A 24,751-nucleotide genomic window follows, 5' to 3' on the forward strand; every position below is an offset into this window, starting at 1 on the left:
GCGGGGCGGTTTTCACGCACCGGGGTGGTAGGTGCGGGTGGTGCGGGGTTTTAGGGTGGTGGGGGTGAGGGGGACGGGGCGGAAGTTGTGGGTGGCGTAGCGGGCGGACTGGTCGTCGTAGTGGGGGCTGGCTGGGTTGCCGGACTGGCCGCCGGCCATGATGGCTTTGGCCTGCACGGTCTTGCCGAATTCGACGACGGCGACGAAGCTGTTGCCGTAGCGGCCGTATTGACGTTTCATGCCTTCGGGCCGCACGGTGCCGTAGCTGGCGAGGCTGCCCCAGTTGGCGGAGGCGAAGGGGACGGGGATGCTGGGGGCTTCGTCGGTGAAGGCCTGGTTGATGGCGGGGGAGACGCGCTGGTAGCGGTTGATCTCGGCCCAGGGCACTTGCCATGTGCCCCAGTCGGAGGTGAGGGCGGCTTTGGTGTCGGCAAGGGTGGTGAGCTTGTCGAGGGGGGTGACCTGCTCGTGGAGGTAGCTGATCATTTCGGCGCGCTCGGCGCGGGCCTTGGCGCCGTGGCGGGTCCAGAGGAGTTCGGCCCAGCGGGTGGCCAGCGTTGTGGGGATGCTGTCTATGGCCCAGCGGTGGTTCCATGTGCGGAGGGCTTCGATGGGGCCGCCGAGCGTCAGGCGGAGGGGGTCTGTGGGGGGGAGGGTATCGAAGGCGGCGACGAGGCCGGGGATGAGGGTTTCGAAGGCGGAGAGGCGGCTGTCATATGCGGCGTCGATGAGGGTATCGAGGGTGAAGCTCTTGTTTTCGCTGAGGACGCGGACGGCGTTGATCCCGCGCGGGTTTTCGGTTTTGGAGTCGATGTAGCGGGGATAGTCGGATTGTTTGGGGCTGGCGGGTCCGGCGGCGGACCAGGGCCAGTTGTTGGTGTTCATGACCCAGCCGGTGGACGGGTTGATGACGTTGGGGAGATCGGTGACGGCGTGTTCGCCCTGCCACATGGTGGCGGGGTCGTTGCCGTTGACTGGGCGGGTGTAATCGAAGCGGTTGTCGCGCTTGGGCATGAACTGGGGGTGGAGATAGGCGATGTCGCCCTGACGGCTGGCGAAGAGGGTGGCGTTTGAGCTGTTGGCGCGGAGGTCAGCGATCTTGAGGTAATCGTTGAGGCTGGTGGCGGTGGTGCGGAGCCAGCTTTGCTGGAGCGCGGCGGAGGGCTTGTGCATGAGGGCGACGGCAATCCATTTGTCGCCTTCGGCGCGGACGATGGGGCCGTGGAGGGAGGCCCAGGTGGTGATGGTGCGGGGGCTCGCGTCTTTGATGGCCAGCGTGATGTCGCGGCGCTTGAGGGGGCGCCATTCGGCGCCGTAGCGGTAGCCGGGCTGGCCGTCTTTCATTTCGATGGTGAGGGCGAATTCGTCGATGACGTCGGCGCCGGAGGATGTGTGCATCCAGCCGACGTGATTGTTGAAGCCCTGATAGATGAAGAACTGGCCCCATGTGGTGGCGCCATAGGCTTGCAAGCCTTCGTCGGAGGTCATCTGGCTTTCGGAGCGGAAGAAGAAGCTGGTGTGGGGGTTGATGAGGAGGAGGGCGTTGCCGGTGGCGCTGTTGGAGGGGGCGACGGCGAAGCCGTTGGAGCCGGAAGGCTCTGTGGGGCGGGCGCCGGTTTCGGATGGGGGCAAGGGGAGGTTGCGGGCTTCGATGAAATTCTGGAGGGCTGTGGGGCTGACGCTTTCGATGTCGCCGCCGATGGAGCCTTCGGAGAAGGCGAGCGCCATCCAGGGTTCGAAATGGGTGAGGACGCGGGCTTTTCCGGGGTTTTTTTCGAGCCAGAAGTTGAGGCCGTCGGCCCAGGCGGTCATCAGGGTTTGCAGCCATTTGGGCGAGGCGGCGTAATCGGCCTTGAGGGCGGCATCATTGATCCAGAGGCGCTGGCGGAGGTCGGTCCAGAGGGCGGACTCGCCTTCGGCTTCGGACAGGCGGCCCAGTGCGTTGAGGTAATTGACTTCGATGCGGTTGAAGTCGTCTTCGGCCTGGGCGTAGATCATGCCGAAGACGGTGTCGGCGTTGGTGCGGCCCTTGATGTGGGGGATACCGAAATCATCGCGCGTGATGGTGACGGCGGCGGCGTGTTTTTGATGGCGGGCGGCCTCCTGCGGGGTGGCGGCGAGCGCTGTTGTGGCGAGGAGCAGGGCGGGGGCGAGGAAGAAGATGCGCATGGACTGACTATGCGGGGTTTTTGGGCGCGTGCAAGGCTAGCGTTATGAGGGAGAGGGCGCAGGCGGCGGCGAGCCAGAGGCCGACGGGGGCGAGGCCGTAAGCTGTGGCGAGGCTTTGGGCGATGACGGGGGTGAGGCCGCCGCCGAGGATGCCGCCGGCGTTGAAGGCCAGACTCGCCCCGGTGTATCGCACGCGGGCTGGGAAGAGACCGGGGAGCCAGGCGCCGAGCGGACCATAGACGAAGCCCATGGCGAACAGCGCGAGGGCGAGGAAGGCGGCGAGGCCGGGGAGGCCGAGGGCGAGCAAGGGGGCCATGGCGAGGCCGGCGAGGATGCCGCCGCAGCTGCCGGCGATGAGGACGGCGCGGGGGCTGAAACGATCGGACAGCCAGCCGGAGAGCGCGATGCCGAGAGCGAGGAAAAGGATGGTGACGAGCTGGACTTGAAGCACGGCTTCGCGGGTGTAGCCCATGGTGGTGGTGGCATGGCCGAGCGCAAAGGCGGTGCTGATGTAGAACAGCGCAAAGCAGGCAATGACGCCGAAGACGCCGGTGAGCGTGTCTCGCCAGTGATGCTTCAGGAGTTCGGCGAGGGGGACCTTGGCGGGGGGGGCTTCGGCGATGGCGGCGGCAAAGGCCGGGGTTTCGGTGAGGCGCAGGCGCACCCAGAGGCCGATGGCGACAAGGAGGATGGAGCCGAGGAAGGGGAGGCGCCAGCCCCATTCACGGAACTGGGTGTCTGTGAGCGTCAGGCCGAGCAGCAGGAACAGGCCGTTGGCGGCGATGAAGCCCAGGGGTGCTCCGAACTGGGGGAACATGCCGAAGCGGGCGCGCCAGCCGGGCGGCGCGTTTTCCACCGCGAGGAGGGCGGCGCCGCCCCATTCCCCGCCCAGGCCGAAGCCCTGACCGAAGCGGAGGATGCAGAGCAGCAGGGGGGCGGCCCAGCCGATGCTGGCATGGCTGGGCAAAAAGGCGATGAAGAAGGTGCTGAGGCCCATGATGAGCAGCGAGGCGACGAGCGTGGACTTGCGGCCCACACGGTCCCCGAAATGGCCGAAGGCGAGCGCGCCGATGGGCCGCGCGATGAAGGCCACCGCAAAGCTGGCATAGGCGGCGAGCAGCTGGATGGCCGGATCATCGGCGGGGAAGAAGAGCGGGCCGAAGACGAGGGCGGCGGCGGTGGCATATATATAGAAATCATAGAATTCGACCGCGGTGCCGGCGAGGGAGGCGCTGAGGACGCGCGCGTTTTTCTTGAGCACTTGTTTTTGCCTCCGGCGGGCAGGGGACTTGTCCCCTGCACCCCGGGTGTTTGGCGGGGTGTGGCTGGGGGCGCAAGGGGTTGGTGGACTTGTGGTGGCGACGAAAGCGTCAGCCGGTCACATCAACCTTAGGGCTCCGGCGACTGATTTCAGGCTGGCGTGTGTTTTCATACGACAAATACGGACCGCACTGCCTCACGCTGGCGATAGCGCTTGTCCCAAGCATCAATGTGGTCATGGCGGTTCAGCACGTCCAGTTTTCCGAACCGCGCGAACTGCAGCGCGGCGCCAAGCGAACAGTCGGCGATGGTTGGCTTCTCGCCTGCGACAAAGGGGCGACCGTCTGACAGCGTTTGATTGAGCGCTGACAGAGGCACCTGCATCGAGGTTGTGAACCAATCGGCAACGCCCGGATTGTTGGGATAACCGGCCGGGGATCTGGTGGAATGAACGACCCAGGCGATGCCACAGAGAATATCGGTATCGATGCTCCTCTCCAGCGCGCGGGCCAGCGCGCGCTCCTGCGGCGTGCTGCCGATCAACGAAGGCTCTGGCCAGCGTTCTTCCAGATATTCGATGATTGCGAGCGATTCCGACAGGATCGTGCCATCATCAAGCTCAAGGAACGGAACGCGCCCAAGGGGGTTCTTCGCCTTGATGGCTGGCGAATGCTGCTCTCCCTTCATGAGGTTGACGAGGATGCGTTCTAGCGGGATTTCGGAGCCCAGCGCCGCCTTTTCGGCAAGGTAAAGGTCGAGCTTCGTCGGGTTTGGCGCGACCCTCTGCGTGTAAAGCTTCACGGTGAGCTCCATGGTTTCCTGTCAGGCTGCCCAGAACGACTCATGGAAAGCCTGAGGCCCCGTCAGCTTCCGCGCTGTCATCTGGAATATGTTGGCCGAACCACTCAGCAAAAATGGTGAGCTTGTTCCGGCGCACCGGGTCCGAACCTTCGGCAAGCTTCAACATCGCGTCACGAAGGGATTTCGCCCAAAGCAACTCGTTCTCAAGCCCGCGGACGAATGCGCGGTGCTTGTATCGAGAGGCGAGGCACTGAAATACCTGACATTCGACCTGCGCTGGTTGCTGCAGGACAGCCGCAAGAAAATCGGCAGGCTTGATCTCGCTTAGAACCGGCCCTTCGATCAAGTCCGATCCTTCTCCGCCATGCCCAACGAGGCGTCGGCAAAACAGGTCTGGATCTTCGCCTAGCTCGCTCATCAGGCGCTCTGCGAGTGCGGGTAGTCGCTCGATCCGCGCTAGCTGCCGCTGCTCATCGAGGAAATCGTAGATTTGCCCGAAGTGGTGCGATCCAGCATCAGCAAAACCGAGACCTCCCCACGAACCGTTCCTTATGCGTTCCATAAACGAGTTTGGGTTAAGGGGTGGCAATTCACCCCGTTCTCGCAAGGCCACGATATAGGTCCTTGCGCTTTCGATGACGCTTTCGCGGTCACCTTCGAGAAGATTGATCTCGGTCATAATCAGCATCATGCCGAAGATGTGCAGGATTTCGCCGGGTTCGCGATACTGGAAATTGGCCAGTTCACGTTGCAGCGTACCGATGGCTTCTACGACTGCGCCGTCATCTCGTTCGAACCGGTGCCATATCGTGCGCCAGGATGGCTCGTCAGCCGGCTCATAGAACCAGGAACTGGCATCCAGGTCGCGCTTGATTAGCGACTCGTCGATGACACCATTGACCAGCAGCTCGATCAGAAGCTCGTCTGACAAAGTCGTGTCGCTCAAGTCGACGCCTTTGTAGCGATCAAAGGAAGACTTTATCGGGGCGTCGTTGTTGCGGTCCACCATCGCCGCGATCCAGTGATCTTTGCGACCTCTGATCTGCGCGGCATCCAACCGTCCAAGCTTGATCTCAAACGAGAGCGCGAAGAGCAGGTGCAGGATATGCAGCATTGCTCTGGCGTGTTGTCGATGGTGGTGCTCTATAGCCTGATAGAGTCGTTCGAAGCCCCAAAGCGTCTGCTTGAGAACCCGTAGGTTATTGACCTCGCCCTGTTCGTAAAGTTCGACGATATGGTTCTCGACCGATTTAAGGTGATCGCGCGCCTCATCATTTGCCACGTCGGCGAGAAATGCAGCAAGCGCGCCCCGTACCGCAGACTTGGCTTCCAGGGTCTGCCCGACCAGCTTTTCCCGCTTGCGGCGATAGCCGTCGGAGTTCTCTAGTTCTGCTTCGTTGGCGACCAGGACAACTCGGCACCCTGAGTGCTCCACGAACTGATTGATGTAACCGAAGATGGCGTCAGACGACATCGACGAGCGCTCGATGTCGTCAAAGACGTAGATCGCACCGGTGGTCCTGCGTTCGAAATCCTGGAGCGTTATCGGGTTTTCAATCCCCTGGAATTTCAGGCCTGCGTTCAGTGCCCGTCCAACAACTTTTGCAGTCTTCGACCCCAGAATGGGATGGGTTGCGGCAAAGATGGCCGTGTCAATTTCAGAGGGGGCATCAACGCCGTAGAGGCTGACGTAGATATATTCTTTCTCGTCATCGAATAGGTCGGCGAGGATTTGACGGATCAGGAACGTCTTGCCGATACCCCATGGCCCGCGGATCATCACCGCGTAGCCTGGCGGGCTCGTAAGCCTAAGGTAGTAGCGTAGATATTCTCGAATATGGCGGTTGGGATCATCCGCTTCAGGCGTCGTCACCGCCGAGGGGGGCATAGGAGGGGTTTGATTCATCGGATGACCATTCCTAACCGCCTTGAAGAGCCGGATTTTGCGTAGCCAATTCAATTGTACGCGCGTTCCACTGATCGATCACTAGCCTGCTTCACCTCTGTTCTCTCGCGGCGTTTCACCATTGCAGCGCGGACACGATCAATGAAGTTAATCATGCTACAAAACATAAGTGAACATAAATAATTCTGCAAGCTAAAGAACATGTATTGAGGATCATTATTCTCACTTAAAGTGGCTCAGTTGCATTTGATGACCGCGCGGCAGCTTTCGGGCACTCCCAATCGTCGATCTTGCGTCCGCTATGTCGGCGGGTCCAGCCGTGCGGACTGTTGTGACCCGAGTGACTGCTATTGTCTGGAGTCGACGTTCGCGTTGGCCAGTCTTAACGACCGGAACTGGTAGAAACCCGTCGTCGCAGGATTGCGGCGTGGGCGGTGCTTAGGCCCCGGGTCGAGCCCGGGGCGACGGGGTAGGCGGGCCCGGGGCGACGGGGTGGGCGAGTGTGGGGCGACGGGGGGTGTTTGGGTGGGTGGCGGTGACCGGAGCGATGGCTTGGGAGGTTCGGCGACCTAATAACGGATGGGGTGCAGGGGACGAGTCCCCTGCCCGCCGGAGGCCCTTCTGCGGCAAGGCTACTTGATCTTGAGTTCCATGGTGGGGCGGTTGTCCTGCAAGGTGACGGCGGTTTGGGTGTTTAGGAAGATGCGGGCGGGGTCGAGGGTGTTGTCGGCTAGGAGGACTGCCTTGACGGCGTTGGCGCGGGCTTGGCCGAGGGTGGCGAGGGTCAGGTCTGTGGGGGTGTAGGTTTCGGCGAGCTGGGTTTCCATCCAGGCGATGCGGGCGGGTTTTTCTTTTATGTCTTCGGGGAAATCGGGGCTGGTGCCGCGTTTGGCTTTGTAGAGTTTTTTGAGGGTGTCGTGGCGTTTGTCTTCGCTGAGGCTTTCGTAGGTTTCGGCTTTGGCCAGCGTAGCGGCGGCTTTGTGGAGGGCGGCTTCGGCGAGGGCTGCGGCGTCTTCACGGATGGCGGGGCCGGCGGGGAGATCGAGATTCAGGACGGGTTTGTCGGCTAGGGCTTTGGCCAGCGTTGCCAGCGCCTCGGCGTTTTCGGGGGCGATTTGGGACTGGCCGGCCTCGAAGGCGATGAACTGGGCTTTTTCGGCCGAGCCGCCGCCGAACAGGCTGCCGAGTGCGGCGAAGGGGGCGGTGATGAGCTTGGTCATGACGTTGCCGACGATTTTCCAGACGACGGGCCAGATGCGGAAGGTGGGATCATCGACGGTGCCGGCGACGGGGAGATCGAGGGTGATGAGGCCGTTGCGGTCTTTGAGCAGCGAGGTGGCGAGGCGGATGGGCAGGCTGACCTTGTCCTTGCTGTCGGTGGCGTCGCCCCAGGTGAGCTGGTCGATGACGACCTGGTGATCGGCTTCGAGGGCGCGGTTGTTGATCTTATAGTGGAGGGTGGTTTCGAGCTTGCCGCGGGCGATGCTGTAACCGGCGAAGCGGCCGGAATAGGGGTTGAAGACGGGGAGTTCGATGTTGGCGAATTTGGCGGTGATGTCGGTGGCGTCGGCATAGTTGAAGGGGTTGCCGGTGCCGCTGACGGTGACGGGGGAGAAGCGGTCGACGACATGGCCCTTGAGATCGACGCTGGCGATGCGGCCGGGGCGGCTGTCGACGTTGGTGACGGTGCCTTCGAGCGCTTCGATGCGGACGGCGAAATTGGGGGTGATGGCGAGATCTCGGAAGCCGACGCTGCTGCCTGTGACGGCGAGGGTGTCGATATGGACGTCGGGCATGGTGCTTGGGGTGGGTTTGGGGGCGGGCTTGGGTTTGGGGGCGGTGTCTGGTTCGGGGGCGGGTTCGGCGGCGCCGGTGAGGGCGATGAGGTTGAATTTGTTGTCGGGGCCGAGCTGGGCGTTGGCGTTGAGGGTATTGAGGGTCAGGCGCTTGATGTCGATGCGGCTGGGGGTGGCGGTGATGCCCTGGGCGCGGAGCTGTTTGAGGCTGGCGAGGTCGGCGGGCGGTTGGGGGCCTTCATCTGCGGGGGGAGGGGCTGTTTGATGTCGAGGCTGGCGAGGGTGAGGCCGCCGGTGAAGCGGGGCACGGTGTTGCGCAGCGCCAGCTGGCCGTCGAGGCTGAGGCGGCCTTGCTTGAGGACGACGGGCATGGGCGGGGCCATGGGGGCCAGCGCTGCGAGATCGAGATTGGCCAGCGTGAGGCTGAGCGCGGCGCTGCTGGTGGCGGGGGTGACGGTGCCGCTGAGCTTGAGCGGCGCGCGGCCAATGAGCAGGTCGGCTTCTATGGGGGTTTCGGTATCGAGGCTGGAGGTGAGCGCGCCGAGGCTGAGGGCGCCGGTGATGCGGGTGCGGGCGGCGGGGTGGAGGAGGGTGAGGTCGGTTTCGGTGGCGGAGAGGCTTTCGAGGCTGACGGACCAGGCCGGCGTGTCGGGGGTTTCGGCTGTGCTGCGGCGGGGCCAGAGGCCGGGGAGGCTGGGGGCGTAGGTGCGGCTGAGGCGGGGGCTGGCGCTGAGGCCGGCGAGGCTTAGGGCGCCGAGGCTGACGCTTTGGGTGGGGGTGTCGATGCGGCTGGGGGCGAGCGCGAGGCTGGCGAGGCGGAGGGGGGGGTTTTTGCCGCCCGAGACTTGGAGTGCGGTGAGGGTGAGCGCGCCGGCCTCAAGGGCGTTGGTGCTGGGGGTGAGGCGGTTGCTGGCCAGCGCGAGGGTTTCGAGGGTGAGGTGTTCGCCGCTGGCGAGGCTGGCGTCGAGGGCTTCGAGGCTGAGGGGGCCGATGGTGAGGCTGTCTTCCGCGCTGCTGAAGCGCGTGTCGCCGAGGCGGGCGGATTTGAGGGCGAGGCTGTCGCCTTGCGCGGTGGCGAGGGTGACATCGGCCAGCGCGAGGCTGGCGAGATGGGCGCCGAGCTCGAGCGGCTTTTCGGCGTCGGTGGGGACGGCGACGCTGTAATCGCCGGCGAGACTGAGGGTGCCGCTGGCGGCGCTGAGCGGCAGCGCGTCGGCGGCGAAGCGGGCCAGCGTTTCGAGGCGGATGTTGGTGAGGGTGAGGGCGCCCGATGAGGCGAGCGGGGCGGCGGCGAGCGCGCCTTCGAAGGTGAAGGCTTCGCCGGCCTCGCTCTGGCCGGCGAGGCGGAAGCCGCCTTCATCGCCGGGCGCGGTGCTGAATTCGTTGAGGGTAAAGGTGATGGGGGTGAGGCGGGCGCTGTGCGGGGTGTCGGTGCGCCGGTCGGTGAGGGTGAGCGCGCCGTCGGTGAGGCTGAGGCTGGTGATGTGGACTTCTGGCAGGGGTTCACCGTCATCGGGGGGGACGAGCTCGACGAGGTTGAGGCTGCCGTCTGGGCGGAGCACGGCGTCGATGCTGGGCTCTGTGACGGTGATGGCGTCGAAGCGGGGGGTGAGGGTGAAGAGGCTGGCGAGGCTGGCGTTGAGGACCAGCTGTTTGACGGCGACCATGGGCGGGGCGGCCGTGTCGCCGATGGCGAGGCCGCCCAGGGTGAGGGTGAGGGTGAGGGGGTTGAAGCGGGCGTCGGCGAGGACCAGCGCCTTGCCGGGGAGGTTTTCAGCGACCCAGCTCTGCGCCGATGAGCGGACGAGGCGGGGGACGCTGAGGGTGGCGGCGATGAGCAGCAGCGCAAGGACGCTGGCGGCGATGGCGGCTGGCTTTGCTACGGCGCGCAACTTTGGCGACTCCCCTGTTCCCTGTGGCGAGAATGGAGCGGGCGCGCGCCTTGGGCAAGACTTTGGTGGCGGGCTGCGCTCAGCTGGTGGCGGGCTGGCGCGCTCTGCGCTTGCGCTGGGCGGCGCCAATGAGGCCGAAGCCGGCGATCAGCATGGCCCAGGTTGCGGGCTCGGGGACGGGGTTGCCGACGGGGGCGGTGAGGATTTCGCGGGTGAAGCGGACGGCACGGTCGGGAAAGACGAAGGTCGAGGTTGAGACGACATAGCCGAAATAGGTCTCGGTCGGGATGACGTAGAAGAGCCAGTCGGCGGTCGGGCCGTTGAGGGGAAGGCGCAGCGGCCGGATGCCCCGCGAGATGCCGCCGATGGCGAAGGAATCCTCAAAGGGTTCGATGCCGGTGTTGGAGGCGTCGAAGATGAGGTCGCCGATGCGGGAATCGACCGAGATCAGGGTTGGATTGAACGGCTCGTCCTGATCGTAGGAGAAGGAGAAGCTGCCGCTGTGGCTGGTGATGGGGCCGGTCGGCGTGCTGGCCTGGAAGGTCCAGTTTTCGATTGTAGTGGTGGCCTTGGCGGGCAGGGCCGCGACGAGGGCCAGCGGCACGAGCGCGAGTGCGAGACGCATGATGTTTTGAACCCCCTGAACGCGTGAGCTACGGAATGTTAACGTTCATTAGGCGGAACGGCTTGCGGGAAGCATCCCCCTTTTGGCTACTGGGCGGCGGATTTATTTGGCGAAACCTGTGTTTCTGTGCGGGGCCTTTCGCATTTCGCGGCGAGGACGGCGGCGATGGCCTCGGCGTGGCTGGTGATGGCGAAGCGGCCGGCGCCCTTGAGGACATGCCAGTCGGGCTGGCCGAGGACGTGCCAAGCGGCGCGGGCGGCAGGGTCGGTGAGCGAGGGCGCCCAGAGCGGGTCCTGTTCGGCGAGGATGATGGTCCAGGCGCGCGGCGGGCCGGGGGCGGGCTGCCAGTGCTGATAGGCGGCGAGTTCGGCGCTGATGCCCTGGCCCGAGCGGGCGCCGCAGGTGAGCAGTTCGGCGGCGAGGCCGGCGCGGAAGTCCGGGTCTGCGAGCAGGGCGGCATCGAGCGGGTGGCTGGCGAAGAGCCGCTCGGCGAGCCAGAGCGCCATGGCGGCGCCGGCGCGCGTGCGCAGCTGTTTCCAGAGGCTGTTGATGACGTCGGGGCGCTGCATGGCGGCACGGGCGAAGCGATCTGCGAGGCGGGTGCCGCTGCGCGGGCGGGCGGGCGGGCGCGGGGACATGAGCGCGCCGATGGTCATGCGCTCACCGTGGCTTTGCCAGAAGGCAAGCGCGGTGGCGGCGCCGGTGTCGAGCGAGAGCAGGGCGGCTTGCGGGAGATTTAGCGTGTCGAGGGCGAAGGCCATGTCATCGGCGGCGGCGGCGAATTGGGGGGCGCTTGACGAAGGATCGGTGAGGCCGAAGCCGGGACGGTCGATGCCGATGGGGCGGAAGCCTTGGGCCTGCAGGGCGCGGCGCAGATGGAGGCCGAGGCCGCGGGTGGCCATGCCGCCGTGGCAGACGAGCAGCGGGCGGCCGTGATCTGGCCCGAAGTCTGCCAGGGCGATCTGACGGCCTTCGCGGTGGAGGATGAGGGTGGCGTCGAGCAGGCCGAACCGGTCATGATGGAGGCCGTCGGCGCCGGTGACGATGCTGTGGACGGCGGCGGCTTCGGTGGCGACCTGGGCGAAATCCTTGAGGCGACTGACCTCGGCCTTTTCGCGGGCCATGCGGGCGTGATCGCGCACCGTGTGGGGGGAGAGGCGCAAGCGACTGGCGACAAGGGGCAGGCTGTGACCGGCGGCGATGAGGCGGGCGACGCTGGCCTGGGCAGGCGAGAGGCCGAGCACGGCCTGAAGTGCGGGCTCCTGCTGGTGATCGGAGATGAACTCATCGGTGAAGAGCTGGCTGATGGTGGCGATGAGGCCGGCGATGCTGGTGGTGCCGATGGTCCGGTAGAGCGCTTCGGCGCGCTTGCGGGCGCCGGCGCGGGTGACGCCGAGGCGGTGGCCGAGCTCGGCGATGTCGTGGGAGATGAGCAGCTGTTCGAGCGTGTCACGCTCCGTATCGGCGAGGCGGAAGCTGTGCGCGGCGCGGCGGGTGAATTCGGGGGCGCGGCTGGGGATGAAGGCGAGCGCATGGAGGCGGGCGGGTGTGGCGGGGCTGAGCTGGTCGATCTGCGGCCAGTGGCGGCTTTCCTCGGGGCGGGCGAGCGCGGCCCAGACGGGCAGGCGGTGATGGGCGAAGTGCAGGGGCTGGTAGCAGACGGTGCGGGCTGGCCGGAGCGGTGGTGGCTGGAGCAGCGCGCCGAGGCTGCGCCAGAGCGGATTGGCGGCGACGATGCCGCTTTGACCAAGGGCGGCGACGGCGACGCCGAAGCGGGGGACGACGGGATTGGCGGCGATGGGGGACGGCATGACGGGCGAGGGGCGGATCAGGCGGCCAGCTGGGCGACGGGGAAGCGGAGCAGCTGGCCGGCTTCGGGGATGAGGGCGGTGAGCGCGCCCGGCGCTGCGGCGGCGAAGGCGGGGTCGGTGAGATCGAGGCCGCCGGCGAGGCTGCCATAGGCGGGGAGGATGAGCTTGGTGGGGCTGAGCGCGAAGCAGCGGCGGCGGACGCTGCGGCCCTTGTGGCGGATGGTGACCTTGGGGTGGAAATGGCCGGAGAGCTCGGGCGCGGGGTCTTGGGGGTCCGCCTCGTGGCGGAGTGTGAGCGGGCCCAGCGTGAGGCTTTCATGGGCGGTGCCGTGAAGCTGGGCGGCGGTATCGTCATCATGGTTGCCGGTGATCCAGAGGATCTGGGCGTGGGCGGCGATGGCAGCCAGCTTGGCGCGGGCCGGGGCGGGGAGGCGGGACGGGCCGTGGGCGTCGTGAAAGCTGTCGCCGAGCGCGATCAGGGTGGTGGCGCGGGTTTCGAGGAGCGTCTGGTGCAGGCGGGTGAGCGTCGCTTCGCTGTCATAGGGGGGGAGCGGCCAGCCGCGGCGGGCGAAGTGGCTGGCCTTTTCGAGGTGGAGGTCGGCGGCGAACAGCGTGGCTCGGGCTGGCCAGTAGAGGGCGCCGCAGGAGAGCGGGACGAGGGTTTCGCCGGCGAAGAGGAGCATGGCCGCGGATGTGCCATGGCCGGGCGCGCTAGTCGAGACGCATGGCATCGCGGGTGAGGGCTTCGGCTTCGAGGAGCAGCGCGGTGTCGGCACTTTGGCCGGGGACGGATTCGCGGCCGGCTTCGAGCAGGACGGGGACGGCCAAGGGGCTGACGCGGGGCAGGCGGCGGTGGGTGAGGCTGGTCTGGGCGGCCTCCAGCATGGCGGCGAGGCGGTCGAGGTCGGTGAGTTTGGCGCGGGCGTCGTTCCAGGCGGCGGTGAGGAGGAGATGGTCGGGCTGGTGGCGGCGGAGCACCTCGTAGATGAGATCGGAGGAGACGCTGAGCTGTTTGCCTGTTTTTTGGTTGCCCGGCTGGCTGCGCTCGATGAGGCCGCCGATGATGGCGGTTTCGCGGAAGGCGCGGCGCAGGAAGGGGGAGGCGGCGACCCATTCGGCGAGCTCGTCTTCGAGGATTTCCGGGCTGAACAGGGGGGCGAGGTCGGTGGGTTCGATGAGCGACCAGGTGGCGACCATGTAATCGGAGGCGACGAAGCCCATGGGCTGGAGGCCGGCCTTTTCCATGCGGGCGGTGAGCAGCATGCCCAGCGTCTGGTGGGCGGGGCGGCCGGCGAAGCCATAGGCGACCATGAACCAGCGGCCGTTTTGGGGGAAGGTTTCGATGAGCAGGCCGGCAGGCGCCGGGAGCACGCTGCGCAGGCGCTGGATTTCGAGCCATTCGGCGACGTCGGGTGGCATTTCGGGCCAGCGTTCGGGGCTGTTGAGGAGCGCGCGGACGCGGCGGGCGAGGTTGGTGCTGAGCGGCATGCGGCCGCCGACATAGGTGGGGACGGACGGGGTGCCGCGGCCCATTTTCACGAGAATGTCGGCGCCGTCGAAGCCGGTGACTTCGAGGGTCTGGCCGGCGAACATGAAGGTGTCTGAGATGCGCAGCTGGGCGCCGAACCATTCCTCGACCTGACCTAGGCTGCGGCCTCTTCGGCCGAAGCGGACCGACATGGTGACGGCTTCGACGATGGTGCCGGCGTTGAGGCGGTGAAGCGCGGCGAGGCGGGGGTGGGTGAGGCGGTAGTGGCCGTCTGGAAGCGGGGTGAGGCGGCGGTAACGGTCATAGGCTCTGAGCGCATAGCCGCCGGTGGCGATGACATCGAGGGCGGCATCGAACTCGGCGCGCTTGAGGCCCGCATAGGGGGCGGCGGAGCGGACTTCGGCGAAGAGCACGTGCGGACAGAAGGGGCCGGCGCAGGCGCGGGCGAAGATGGCCTGGGCGAGCACATCGAGGCTGCCGGGGCGGAAGGGCTCGGCGTCGAGATCATGGGCTTTGACAGCGTCTTGGGCGGCCAATGCCTCGAGATATTCGAAGCGGTTGCCGGGCACGATGAGGGCGCGGCTGGGTTCGTCGAGGCGGTGGTTGGCGCGGCCCGTTCGCTGGAGCAGGCGCGAGGCGCCTTTGGGGGCGCCCATCTGGATGACGAGATCGACATTGCCCCAGTCGATGCCGAGATCGAGGCTGGCGGTGGCGACGATGGCGCGCAAGCGGCCTTCGGCCATGGCGGCTTCGACCTTGCGCCGGGCTTCGGGGGCGAGGCTGCCGTGGTGGATACCGATGGGGAGCGCGGACTCGTTTTCGGCCCAGAGATCGCGGAAGACGAGTTCGGCGATGGCGCGGGTGTTGACGAAGACGATGGCCAGCCTTGCCTGCTCGATGCGGCGCATGACGGCGGCGGCGGCCCAGCGGCCATTGTGGCCGGACCAGGGGATGCGGCCTTCGGGGACGAGGATCTCGATGTCGGGGGCCGCACCTTCGGCGCAGGTGATGAGGCGGACGGATTCGGGGTCGGTGTCGGGGGCGAGCCAGCTCTGGAAGGGCATGGGATCGGGGATGGTGGCGCTGAGGCCGGTGCGGCGCAGGCGGGGGGCGAGCGCTTGCAGGCGGGCCATGGCGAGCGCCAGCTGGTCGCCGCGCTTTGAAGGGGCGAAGGCGTGGATCTCGTCGATGATCAGGCTTTCGAGGCCGGCGAATAGGGTGTCGGCTTGCGGGTAGGAGAGGAGGAGCGCGAGGCTTTCGGGGGTGGTCAGCAGGATGTTGGGCGGGGCGGCGCGCTGGCGGGCCTTTTTATCGGAACTTGTGTCGCCGGTGCGGGTTTCGACGCTGATGGGGAGACTGGCTTCGGCAATGGGGGCGGCGAGGTTGCGGGCGATGTCGGCGGCGAGCGCCTTCAAGGGGCTGACATAGAGGGTGTGCAGGCCTTCGCGCGGGCGCGCGGTGAGGGCGGCGAGGCTGGGGAGGAAGCCGGCCAGCGTCTTGCCGGCGCCTGTGGGGGCGATGAGCAGGGCGTGGTGGCCGGCGGCGGCGGCTTCGACCATGGCGAGTTGATGGGCACGCGGGGCCCAGCCGCGGCGGGTGAACCAGCTTTCGAGGGCGGGGGGGAGTGGGGTTATTTGCAGGGTCCGAGATATTTGCCGGTGGCGTGGCTGGCCATGGTCATGGGGCCGGAATTCATGGTGTTGGTCATGGCGTAGCTGGTGCCGTTGTGAGTGCCCTTCATGGTCATGGTGGCGGGGCCCTGGTCGGTCTTGCAGGTGAAGGCGGCGTCGATGGTGGTGTCGGTGATGTCGAAGCGGTCGACCTTGCAGCTCTTGTCGGCGGCGAGCATCTTCTTGGGGTCGGCCTCGGCTTCTTCAGGCGTCAGGCAATAGGTGACGGTGGTGGGGCGGCCCTTCATCATGGCCAGCGCTTCGGGGGGCAGGCCGGGCATGGTGACGCTGTCGATGATGGTGGTGCTTTGCCATTGGCCGGGGGTGACTTTGGGGGCGGCGCTGGCCGCTGCGGGGACGAAGAGGGCGATGAGGATGAGGGCGCGCATGGCGGGTCTCCTGAGGCTTGATGCACTCTAGCCGGGCCGGGCCTGATGCGGCAAGGAACGATGATGGTGAGTTGGATCGAGCCGCACAGCCACGGGATTTTTGTGCCGCCCGCCGGCGCCTGGGTGGACCCGGGGCGCGCGGTGGACCGGGCGCTGGTGACGCATGGCCATGCGGATCATGCGCGCGGCGGGCACGCGCGCGTGCTGGCGACGGCCGAGACGCTGGCGATCATGGCGGCGCGCTATGGGCCGCAGCCGGGCGGGCAGGCGGCCAAGCCGCATGAGACGGTGCGGGTGGGCGAGGTGGATGTGCGGCTGGTGCCGGCGGGCCATGTGCTGGGCTCGGCGCAGGTGGTGTTGGAATATCGCGGTGAGCGGGTGGTGGTGAGCGGGGATTACAAGCGCGGCCCCGACCCGACCTGTGCGCCGTTCGAGCCGGTGAGCTGTGATGTGTTTGTGAGCGAGGCGACCTTCGGCCTGCCGGTGTTTCGCCATCCGCCGGTGCGCGCGGAGGTGGCCAAGCTGCTGGCGGCGCGGGCGGCGAACCCGGACCGCTGTGTGCTGGTGGGGGCCTATGCGCTGGGCAAGGCGCAGCGGCTGGTGGCCGAGCTGAGACAGGCGGGGTTTGATGCACCGGTGTATCTGCACGGGGCGATGGTGCGGCTGTTCGAGCTATATGAGGCGCTGGGGGTGGCGCTGGGGGATGTGCGGCCCGTCGGCACGCTGAAGGGCGAGGCGCTGAAGGGGGCGATCATCATTGCGCCGCCCTCGGCACTCGCCGACCGCTGGAGCCGGCGGCTGCCCGAGCCGATCACCGCCATGGCCTCGGGCTGGATGCGGGTGCGGCAACGGGCCAAGCAGCGCGGCGTCGAGCTGCCGCTGATCATCTCCGACCATGCCGACTGGGACGAGCTGACGGCGACCATCGCCGAGGTACGGCCCGGCGCGCTCTGGGTGACGCATGGCCGCGAGGAGGCGCTGGTGCATTGGTGTGGCTTGCGGCAACAGCGGGCGCGCGCGCTGGCGATGGTGGGGCGGGATGAAGAGGAGATAGGCGAATGAGCGGGCTTTATGCGGCGCTGCGGCCGCTGGTCTTTGCGCTTGACCCCGAGGCGGCGCATGGGCTGACGCTGAAGGCGCTGCCGCTCTGGCCGAAGCCGACCGGGGCGGACGATCCCATTTTGCGGACCTCGCTGGCGGGGCTGGACCTGCCCAACCCGGTGGGGCAGGCCGCCGGCTTCGACAAGAATGCCGAAGTGGCCGATGCGATGCTGGCGCTGGGCTTCGGCTTTGTCGAGTGTGGCTCGGTGACGCCGCGGCCGCAGCCGGGCAACCCCAAGCCGCGGCTGTTTCGGCTGCGCGAGGACCGGGCGGTGATCAACCGCATGGGGTTCAACAATGAGGGCATGGACGCGGCCGCTGCCCGGCTGGCGGGGCGAGAACGGCGCGGCGTGGTGGGGATCAATCTCGGCGCGAACAAGGACAGCGAGGACCGCACGGCCGATTATGCGACCGGCATCGGCCGGCTGGGCGCGCTGGCGGACTATGTGACGGTCAACATCTCCTCGCCCAATACGCCGGGGCTGCGCGCGCTGCAGGACGAAGCCGCCCTTGCCGACCTGATCGCCCGGGTGCAAGCCGCACGCCCGGCCGGCTGCGGGCCGCTGTTCGTGAAGGTGGCACCCGACCTTGCGCCGGGCGACTTCGACACCATCGCGCGCGCCGCCATCGACGGCAGGGTGGACGGGCTGATCGTCTCCAACACCACCCTCTCACGCGACGGCCTGACCTCGGACCTGCGCGGCGAGGCCGGCGGCCTCTCAGGCGCGCCGCTGGCGCCGCTGGCCATGGCCGCGCTCAAGGGCTTCGCCGCCGCCACCGGAGGCGCACTGCCGCTGATCGCCGCCGGGGGCATCAGCTCCGGCGCCGACGCACTGGCACGCATCCAGGCCGGGGCGAGCGCCGTGCAGCTCTACTCGGCCCTCGTCTATGAAGGGCCAGGGCTGGTGCAGCGGATCAAGGTGGAACTGGCAGCGGCCCTGCGCGCGGCGGGCTTTGCGAGCGTGGGCGCGGCGGTGGGGTCGCGGCGCTGAGGGCGTCGGGCGGGGGGAGAAGGGCCTCCGGCGGCTGGAGAAGGGCCTCCGGCGGCTGGGGCCTCAGGCCCCAGACCCCATTTGTTGGGGTGGGACAAGGTTTCGGAGGGGAGCGCTGGCGCGAAGCGCTTTGATAGCCTGCGGCGCTGGGCTTTGCGGGAACGGAGTCGCTTAGGCCCCGGGTCAAGCCCGGGGCGACGGATATTTTCTGGGCGGCTCCGCTGATGGGGTCTGGGGCCTGAGGCCCCAGCCGCCGAAGGCCCTTCTCGCCCGCCGGAGGCTTTCTCCAGTCGTGCGACCCTGCACGATTGGGGGACTGGCAAGGCTGCGGGGGGGCGGCTATGGTTTGGGGATGAGCAAGATGTATCGCCTGTTTCCTGTTCTCTTGTTGGGGGCTTGTGCGGCCACGGCGGAGCCGCCGGGGATGGCGGCGGCGCCCGTTGCCCAGACTGTTGCGGCACCTGCTGCCGAGGGGGCCTGGCGGGCGGCGACGACGGCCGCGGATGAGCGGGCGGCGGCGGCTGGGCTGGCGATGCTCAGGGCGGGTGGCAATGCGATGGATGCGGCGGCTGCGATGATGCTGGCGCTGACGGTGGTGGAGCCGCAGTCTTCGGGGATTGGCGGCGGCGGGTTTCTGGTGTTGCACCGCGACGGGGCGGCGGCGCCGGAGACGTTTGACGGGCGCGAGAAGGCGCCGATGGCGGCGGGCGAGGACTGGTTTCTGGACGGGGCTGGCAAGGCGCTGTCGCGCTCGGTCGCCGTGCCGGGCGGCAAGTCGGTGGGGGTGCCGGGCAATGTCGCGATGGTGGCGCTGGCGCATGGCAAGCATGGGGCGCTTCCCTGGGCGAAGGTGTTTGAGCCGGCGATTGCGCTGGCGCGGGGTGGCTATGTGGTGACGCCGCGGCTTGAGCGGTCGATTGCGGCGCGGGCGGACACGCTGGCGCTGACGCCGGAGGCGAAGGCGCTGTATCTGGGCGCGGACGGCAAGGCGAAGCCGGTGGGGACGCGGATTGTGAATGAGCCGCTGGCGCAGACGCTGGAGGCGATTGCCAAGGCCGGGCCGCAGGCCTTTTATACCGGGCCGATTGCCGAGGACATTGTGAAGCGGGTGCAGAGCGCGCCGATGAACCCGTCGCCGATGACCATGGCCGATCTGGCGGGTTATGAGGCGAAGGCGCGGCCGCCGGTGTGTGTGGGCTACCGGGTGTGGCGGGTGTGTTCGATGGGGCCGCCTTCGGCGGGTGGGTTTACCGTGTCGACGATTTTGAAGCAGCTGGAGGGCTTTGACCTGACGGCGCTGGGGCCGGACAGCCCGGTGAGCTGGCATCTTTTTGCCGAGAGCTCGCGGCTGGCTTATGCCGATTGGGGCACTTACGGGGCGGACAGTGATGTGGTGGCGGTGCCTTTGGCGGGGCTGATGGACCCGGCTTACATGACGGCGCGCGGCAAGCTGATCAGGGCGGATGCGCGGATGGCGACGGCCCCGGCGGGGCAGCCGGCGGGTGCGCTGGCCTATACCCATGCGCCGGGCGGCGAGGTGCCTTCGACGACGCATTTTGCCGCCGTGGACGAGATGGGCAATGTGGCGGCCTGGACCTCGACGGTGGAGGGCGGCTTTGGCAGCTCGCTGGTGGCGCGCGGGATGGTCTTGAACAATGAGCTGACCGATTTCAGCTTCGAGCCGGAGGAGGACGGCAAGCCGGTGGCGAACCGGGTGCAGGGCGGCAAGCGGCCGCGCTCGTCGATGTCCCCGACGATTGTTTATGATGCGGACGGGCGGGTTGTGCTGTCGGTGGGGGCGGCGGGCGGACGGACGAATTCCGGCGCAGGTGGCCAAGGCGATCATCGGCGTGCTCGACTGGAAGCTGCCGGTGGCGGATGCGATTGCGCTGCCGCTGGTGTTTGTGGCCGGCGACCGGGTGTTTGCCGAAGGCGGCGAGATGGGGGCGCGGATGGCGCCGATCGTGCCGGCCTTGAAGGCGCTGGGGCATGATGTGGTGGTGACGCCGCTCGGCTTGAAGGCGAACGGGCTGGAGCGCACGGCGACGGGCTGGCGCGGCGGGGCTGACCCGCGCAGCGAAGGTGTGTCGCTGGGCTATTGAGCGCAGAAGGGGGGAGCCGGGACTTGGAGATGAAGCTGCCGCCTTTGGGCCCTGCACGCTTTGCGGCGCGGGTGGATGCCTCGCCCAATCTGGTGCGGCTGTTTCTCGATTGGGCGGATGAGCAGCCTGATGCGCCGATGCTGGGCTACAAGGCTGACGGCGAATGGCAGACGATCAGCTGGGGCGCGGCGCGGGCGCGGGTGGCGGCGATGGCGGCGGCGCTGCTGGACATGGGGGTGAAGGCGGGCGACCGGGTGGTTCTGGTGAGCGAGAACCGGCCGGAATGGTGTCTGGCCGATCTGGCGATCATGGGGGCGGGGGCGATCACGGTGCCGGCCTATACGACCAACACGGTGGCGGACCATACGCATATCATTGGCAATTCGGGCGCGCGGGCGGTGATTGTGTCGGGCGCGAAGCTGGCGGCGAATGCCTTGCCGGCGGCGGCGGCGAGCAAGGACTGCCGGCTGGTGGTGGGCATGGACACGCTGAAGCCGGTGCAAGGGGGGGAATTGCAGCTGTTTCAGTGGGATGCGCTGCTGGCGGGGCGGACGCGGCAGCTGGCCGGGGATGTGGCGGCGCTGAGGGCGCGCGCGACGATGGCGCGGCATGACCTGGCGTGCATCATTTATACAAGCGGGACCGGCGGCGCCCCGCGCGGGGTGCGCCAGCATCACGGCGCGATCATGCGCAACATTGCTGGCGCGATCACGGTGATCGAGCAGGACTTTTTCCCGACCCCCTACCGCGAGCGGTTTCTGTCGTTTCTGCCGCTCAGCCATGCTTATGAGCATACGGCGGGGCAATATATGCCGATCGGGATGGGCGGCGAGATCTGGTATGCCGAGGGGCTGGAGAAGCTGGCGGCGAACATCGAGGAGACGCAGCCGACCTTCATGGTGGTGGTGCCGCGGCTGTTTGAAGTGCTCAGGATGCGCATTGCCAAGCAGATCGAGAAGCAGGGCGGGGCGGCGGTGATCATGCTCAATCAGGCGCTGAAGATCGGCCGCAAGGAGGCGCGCGGGCAGGGGCTGAGCCTGGCCGAGCGGCTTTTGGATCCGATTTTGGAGCGGACGATCCGGAAGAAGATTCAAGCGAAGTTTGGCGGGCGGCTGAAGGGGCTGGTGGCGGGCGGGGCGCCGCTGAACCCGGAAGTGGGGGTGTTTTTCTCGGCGATCGGGATCACGATTTTGCAGGGCTATGGGCAGACGGAAGCCGGGCCGGTGATCAGTTGCAACCGGCCGCGGGCGCGGATCAAGATGCATACGGTGGGGCCGCCGCTGACCGGTGTGGAGGTGAAGATTGCCGCCGACGGCGAGATTTGCGTGCGCGGCGAACTGGTGATGGACGGCTATTGGATGAACGATGCCGAGAGCCACAAGGTGTTGCAGGACGGCTGGCTGCTGACCGGCGACATCGGCCATGTCGACAAGGACGGGCATCTGGTCATCACTGACCGGAAGAAGGACATCATCGTCAATGACAAGGGCGACAATGTTGCGCCGCAGCGGGTGGAGGGGATGCTGACGCTGCAGGACGAGATTGCGCAGGCGATGGTTTATGGCGACCGGCGGCCCTATCTGGTGGGGGTGGTGGTGCCGGAGGCGGAATGGGCGCTGGGCTGGGCGCGCGACAACGGGATGCCGGCCGACCTGAAGAAGCTGGCGCATGAGCCGGAGTTTCAGCGCGCGATGATGGCGGCGGTGGACCGGGTGAACGGGCGGATGAGCGTGGTGGAGAAGGTGCGCCGGGTGATCGTGGCCGAGGAGCCGTTCAGCACTGACAACAAGCAGATGACGCCGAGCATGAAGATCAGGCGGCATGTGCTGAAAGAGGTTTACGGGCCGAAGCTGGACAAGCTTTATGGGGGCTGATCGGGGCCTTGTTCTGGTTACCGGGGCGTCGGGCTATATCGCCGGCTTTGCCATCAGGCAGCTTGTGGAGGCGGGCTGGCGGGTGAGGGGCACGCTGCGCGACCTGGGCCGGGCGGACGAGGTGCGCGCCGCTGTGGGGGCGGACATCGAGCTGGTGGCGGCGGACCTGCTGTCTGACGCAGGCTGGGCCGAGGCGGCGGCGGGCGCGGACCATGTGTTGCACATGGCGTCGCCGGTGCCGAACGGGGAGCCGAAGGACCCGGATGCGCTGATCAGGCCGGCGCGTGAAGGGGCGCTGCGGGCGCTGCGGGCGGCGCGCGATGCGGGCGCGAAGCGGGTGGTGATGACGAGTTCTGTGGCGGCGGTGTGTTACGGCGGGCCGCCCTCGAACGGCCGGGCGTTTACCGAGGCGGACTGGACCGATGTGGCGGGGCGCGATGCCTATGCCTATGTGAAATCGAAGACCATCGCGGAGCGGGCGGCGCGCGACTGGATGGCGGCCGAGGGCGGGGCGCTGGAATTTTGCACGGTCAACCCGTCGCTGGTGCTGGGGCCGCTGCTGGCGCGGGACTTTTCCCCCTCGCTTGAAGTGGTGCAGAAGCTGCTCTCTGGCGCGCTGCCGGGGCTGCCGCGGCTGGGCTTTGCTGTCGTTGATGTGCGCGACATTGCCGAGTTGCACATTCGCGCGATGACCGCGCCGGACATGAACGGCGAGCGCTTCATCGGCGCGGGCGACTGGATGTGGATGGAGGATGTGGCGCGGGTGCTGCATGAGGGGCTGGGCGCGGGGGCGGCGCGGGTGCCGAAGCGGCGGCTGCCGGACCTGCTGGTCAGGCTCTCGGCGCTGCTGGACCCGACAGTGCGCATGGTGTTGCCCGAGCTGGGGCGCGAGCGGCCCTGCGATGCGTCACACGCGCTGGCGCGGCTGGGCTGGCAGACCCGGCCGACGCGCAGAGTCGATTCTGGATTGTGCGGAGAGCCTGCTGGCTCAGGGGCAGTAATGGATATCGATATCCATTTCGAGATCGGCCAGCAGGCGGCCGATCGGGGTGGGGCTGGAGGCGCCGTCTTTCAATGCCTTCTGCACGGTCTTGCGCGCCGCGTCGCTTGAGAGGACCAGCGTCACCACCCGCGCGGTGACCAGCGCCGGCTTGCTGAGGGTGACGCGCGGGAATGGCGCGGCCTTGGGCAGGGGATCGGGCATGACACCAAGTGCGCGGCGGACCTTGGGGCCATTCAAGGCCGCGTCGAAATCAGGGCCGGGGAAGATGCTGGCGACATTGCCCGCCGCATCGACGCTGAGCAGCGCCAGATCGAGCGGCCAGTCGAGATCGGCAATGCGCTCATCCGCCGCCAGCCCGGCGGCGCGCGGGTCCTTCTCGCCCGCCGACAAGGGCACGACCCGCGCCTTTTTCGGCAGGAACATGCGCGCCAACAGGCCCACATTCGACGCGGCATCAGTGGGCGGCACCAGCCGGTCATCGGTGGGGAGGATCGTCACATCCGCCCACTCCAGCGACTTCGCCGACAGCTCTTGAAGCACCGCCAGCGGCGCATCATGGCCGGGGAGCGCGACAAAGGCGCGGCCGCGCGCCTCAAGCGCCTGCTCGATGAGAAAGGCCGCGTCGCCTGCCACCGCCTCGGCCAGCTCTTCGGCGTCTTCATAATCCCAGAATTCTGCGTCGATCATGCGAGGGGCTTTGGCACAGGGGGATTTGGGAGGAAAGGCTGCGCGTGCGGTTTATTTTGGGGGCGGTGGGTTGGAAAGAAGGGCCTCCGGCGGGTGAGAAGGGCCTCCGGCGGCTGGGGCCTCAGGCCCCAGACCCCATTTGTTGGGGTGGGGCAAGTCTTGCGAGGGCAGCGGCTGCGCGGAACGCGCTATTATGGCCTGCGGCGCGGGGCTTGGAGCGTAGGGTGTCGCTTGGGCCCCGGATCAGGTCCGGGGCGACGGAGATTTTCGGGGCGGTTCTACGATTGGGGTCTGGGGCCTGAGGCCCCAGCCGCCGGAGGCCCTTTTTGCCCGCCGGAGGCCCTTCTTTCCCCCCTTCCGCGCTAGTCGCGGTGGTAGGGGTGGCCGGTGAGGATGGTGTGGGTTCGGTAGAGTTGTTCGGCGAGCATGGCGCGGGCGAGCAGATGGGGCCAGGTGGTGCGGCCCATGGCGAGGAGGAGGTCGGCGGCGGCGCGGGTGGGTTCGTCGTGGCCGTCGGCGGCGCCGAGCAGGAAGCGGGTTTCGCGGGTGCCGGTGTCGCGCCACTGTTCGAGGGTTTTGGCGAGTGTGGTGGAGCTGAGGTCTTGTCCGCGTTCGTCGAGCACGATGGTGCGGGTGCCGGGTGGGGCTGGCGGGAAGGGGGCGGTTTCGGAGAGTTCGGTGACCGTGAGGAGGCCGCGCATGCGGCTGGTGTAGCGGGCCACGAGTTCGGCTTCCGGGCTGCGCCCGATGCGGCCGCGCGCGTATATGTGGAGTTTCATTCCTGCAGGTGATCGGGGATCATGCTGGTGGGGATGGGGTGTGTGGGGGTGGATTCGGGTTCCATCGACCACATTTTTTCGAGTGCGTAGAAGCTGCGGACTTCGGGTTTGAAGATGTGGACGATGATGTCGCCGAGGTCGATGAGCACCCAGTCGGCGGTGGCGAGGCCCTGGACGCGGGCGGCGCGGCCGAAGTCCTGTTTGGCCTTGTCGGCGATTTTGCTGGCCATGGAGGCGACCTGACGGCCGGAGCGGCCTGAGGCGATGACCATGAAATCGGCGATGGTGGATTTGCCGGCGAGGCTGATGTCGACAATGTCTTCGGCCTGATCGGCATCGAGTGAGGCGAGCACCATGGCATGCATCTCGTCGACGCGGTCGGGGGAGAGCGGCTTGGATTTGCGG

The 24,751-nt window shown here is 67.4% G+C and carries 19 protein-coding genes and 1 pseudogene; 6 read left to right on the forward strand and 14 right to left on the reverse strand.

Features of this window, described 5'->3' with window-relative positions; translation table 11 throughout:
- Positions 1 to 12: 12 nt before the first annotated feature.
- The 11 genes from ACMVO5_RS10620 to ACMVO5_RS10670 all read right to left on the reverse strand — a co-directional run bounded on the left by ACMVO5_RS10620 (position 13) and on the right by ACMVO5_RS10670 (position 15,808).
- Positions 13 to 2,169, reverse strand: coding sequence for a penicillin acylase family protein (locus ACMVO5_RS10620; RefSeq protein ID WP_416907483.1), 2,157 nt, complete (start codon positions 2,167 to 2,169; stop codon positions 13 to 15).
- 7 nt (positions 2,170 to 2,176) lie between these two features.
- Entirely contained in the window at positions 2,177 to 3,430 is a 1,254-nt protein-coding gene (locus ACMVO5_RS10625) for an MFS transporter (protein ID WP_416907484.1), read from the reverse strand.
- A gap of 167 nt (positions 3,431 to 3,597) precedes the next feature.
- Positions 3,598 to 4,242, reverse strand: a complete 645-nt coding sequence (locus tag ACMVO5_RS10630; RefSeq protein WP_416907485.1) for a glutathione S-transferase family protein — start codon at positions 4,240 to 4,242, stop codon at positions 3,598 to 3,600.
- A 28-nt stretch (positions 4,243 to 4,270) separates the two neighbouring features.
- Entirely contained in the window at positions 4,271 to 6,103 is a 1,833-nt protein-coding gene (locus ACMVO5_RS10635) for a P-loop NTPase fold protein (RefSeq protein WP_416907486.1), read from the reverse strand.
- Positions 6,104 to 6,768: 665 nt separating this feature from the next.
- On the reverse strand, positions 6,769 to 7,932 hold the full coding sequence (locus tag ACMVO5_RS10640; protein WP_416907487.1) for a DUF748 domain-containing protein: 1,164 nt from the start codon (positions 7,930 to 7,932) through the stop codon (positions 6,769 to 6,771).
- A gap of 143 nt (positions 7,933 to 8,075) precedes the next feature.
- Positions 8,076 to 9,824 (reverse strand): DUF748 domain-containing protein, encoded by a 1,749-nt coding sequence (locus tag ACMVO5_RS10645; RefSeq protein ID WP_416907488.1) that lies wholly within the window; start codon positions 9,822 to 9,824, stop codon positions 8,076 to 8,078.
- 79 nt (positions 9,825 to 9,903) lie between these two features.
- Positions 9,904 to 10,449 (reverse strand): PEPxxWA-CTERM sorting domain-containing protein, encoded by a 546-nt coding sequence (locus tag ACMVO5_RS10650; RefSeq protein ID WP_416907489.1) that lies wholly within the window; start codon positions 10,447 to 10,449, stop codon positions 9,904 to 9,906.
- A gap of 86 nt (positions 10,450 to 10,535) precedes the next feature.
- The gene (locus ACMVO5_RS10655) at positions 10,536 to 12,260 is read right to left on the reverse strand and encodes an alpha/beta fold hydrolase (RefSeq protein ID WP_416907490.1); all 1,725 of its coding nucleotides are present in this window, start codon (positions 12,258 to 12,260) and stop codon (positions 10,536 to 10,538) included.
- A gap of 17 nt (positions 12,261 to 12,277) precedes the next feature.
- Entirely contained in the window at positions 12,278 to 12,943 is a 666-nt protein-coding gene (gene pdeM / locus ACMVO5_RS10660) for a ligase-associated DNA damage response endonuclease PdeM (RefSeq protein WP_416907491.1), read from the reverse strand.
- Positions 12,944 to 12,971: 28 nt separating this feature from the next.
- The gene (locus ACMVO5_RS10665) at positions 12,972 to 15,383 is read right to left on the reverse strand and encodes a ligase-associated DNA damage response DEXH box helicase (RefSeq protein ID WP_416909356.1); all 2,412 of its coding nucleotides are present in this window, start codon (positions 15,381 to 15,383) and stop codon (positions 12,972 to 12,974) included.
- Positions 15,380 to 15,808, reverse strand: coding sequence for a DUF3617 domain-containing protein (locus ACMVO5_RS10670; RefSeq protein ID WP_416907492.1), 429 nt, complete (start codon positions 15,806 to 15,808; stop codon positions 15,380 to 15,382). The genes ACMVO5_RS10665 and ACMVO5_RS10670 overlap by 4 nt, the downstream gene beginning before the upstream one ends.
- 63 nt (positions 15,809 to 15,871) lie before the next feature.
- Between ACMVO5_RS10670 and ACMVO5_RS10675 the strand changes: the two genes are divergently transcribed.
- The 6 genes and pseudogenes from ACMVO5_RS10675 to ACMVO5_RS10700 form a co-directional block, all read left to right on the forward strand.
- On the forward strand, positions 15,872 to 16,870 hold the full coding sequence (locus ACMVO5_RS10675; protein WP_416909357.1) for a ligase-associated DNA damage response exonuclease: 999 nt from the start codon (positions 15,872 to 15,874) through the stop codon (positions 16,868 to 16,870).
- Positions 16,867 to 17,901: a quinone-dependent dihydroorotate dehydrogenase gene (locus ACMVO5_RS10680; protein ID WP_416907493.1), complete on the forward strand. Its 1,035-nt coding sequence runs from the start codon at positions 16,867 to 16,869 to the stop codon at positions 17,899 to 17,901. Before ACMVO5_RS10675 ends, ACMVO5_RS10680 begins: the two co-directional genes overlap by 4 nt.
- Positions 17,902 to 18,253: 352 nt before the next feature.
- A complete protein-coding gene (locus tag ACMVO5_RS10685) occupies positions 18,254 to 19,894 on the forward strand; it encodes a gamma-glutamyltransferase family protein (RefSeq protein WP_416907494.1) in 1,641 nt (546 codons plus the stop codon).
- Complete coding sequence (locus ACMVO5_RS10690; protein WP_416907495.1) at positions 19,854 to 20,003, forward strand: hypothetical protein; 150 nt, start codon at positions 19,854 to 19,856, stop codon at positions 20,001 to 20,003. Before ACMVO5_RS10685 ends, ACMVO5_RS10690 begins: the two co-directional genes overlap by 41 nt.
- Positions 20,004 to 20,032: 29 nt before the next feature.
- Positions 20,033 to 21,877 (forward strand): AMP-dependent synthetase/ligase, encoded by a 1,845-nt coding sequence (locus ACMVO5_RS10695; RefSeq protein ID WP_416907496.1) that lies wholly within the window; start codon positions 20,033 to 20,035, stop codon positions 21,875 to 21,877.
- Positions 21,867 to 22,523 (forward strand): annotated as a pseudogene (locus ACMVO5_RS10700) (NAD-dependent epimerase/dehydratase family protein); the annotation flags it as partial. The gene ACMVO5_RS10695 and the pseudogene ACMVO5_RS10700, both read left to right, overlap by 11 nt.
- 342 nt (positions 22,524 to 22,865) lie before the next feature.
- On the opposite strand, the gene ACMVO5_RS10705 reads toward ACMVO5_RS10700, so the two are convergent.
- The 3 genes from ACMVO5_RS10705 to rsfS all read right to left on the reverse strand — a co-directional run bounded on the left by ACMVO5_RS10705 (position 22,866) and on the right by rsfS (position 24,702).
- On the reverse strand, positions 22,866 to 23,567 hold the full coding sequence (locus ACMVO5_RS10705) for a 6-phosphogluconolactonase (RefSeq protein ID WP_416907497.1): 702 nt from the start codon (positions 23,565 to 23,567) through the stop codon (positions 22,866 to 22,868).
- A gap of 362 nt (positions 23,568 to 23,929) precedes the next feature.
- A complete protein-coding gene (locus tag ACMVO5_RS10710; RefSeq protein WP_416907498.1) occupies positions 23,930 to 24,346 on the reverse strand; it encodes a 23S rRNA (pseudouridine(1915)-N(3))-methyltransferase RlmH in 417 nt (138 codons plus the stop codon).
- Positions 24,343 to 24,702 carry a ribosome silencing factor gene (gene rsfS, locus ACMVO5_RS10715; RefSeq protein ID WP_416909358.1) on the reverse strand — a complete coding sequence of 120 codons (360 nt, stop codon included), beginning with the start codon at positions 24,700 to 24,702 and terminating at the stop codon, positions 24,343 to 24,345. The genes ACMVO5_RS10710 and rsfS overlap by 4 nt, the downstream gene beginning before the upstream one ends.
- Positions 24,703 to 24,751 lie beyond the last annotated feature (49 nt).

This window comes from Polymorphobacter sp. (assembly GCF_048007885.1).
In the GTDB taxonomy this organism is placed as follows: Bacteria; Pseudomonadota; Alphaproteobacteria; order Sphingomonadales; family Sphingomonadaceae; genus Sandarakinorhabdus.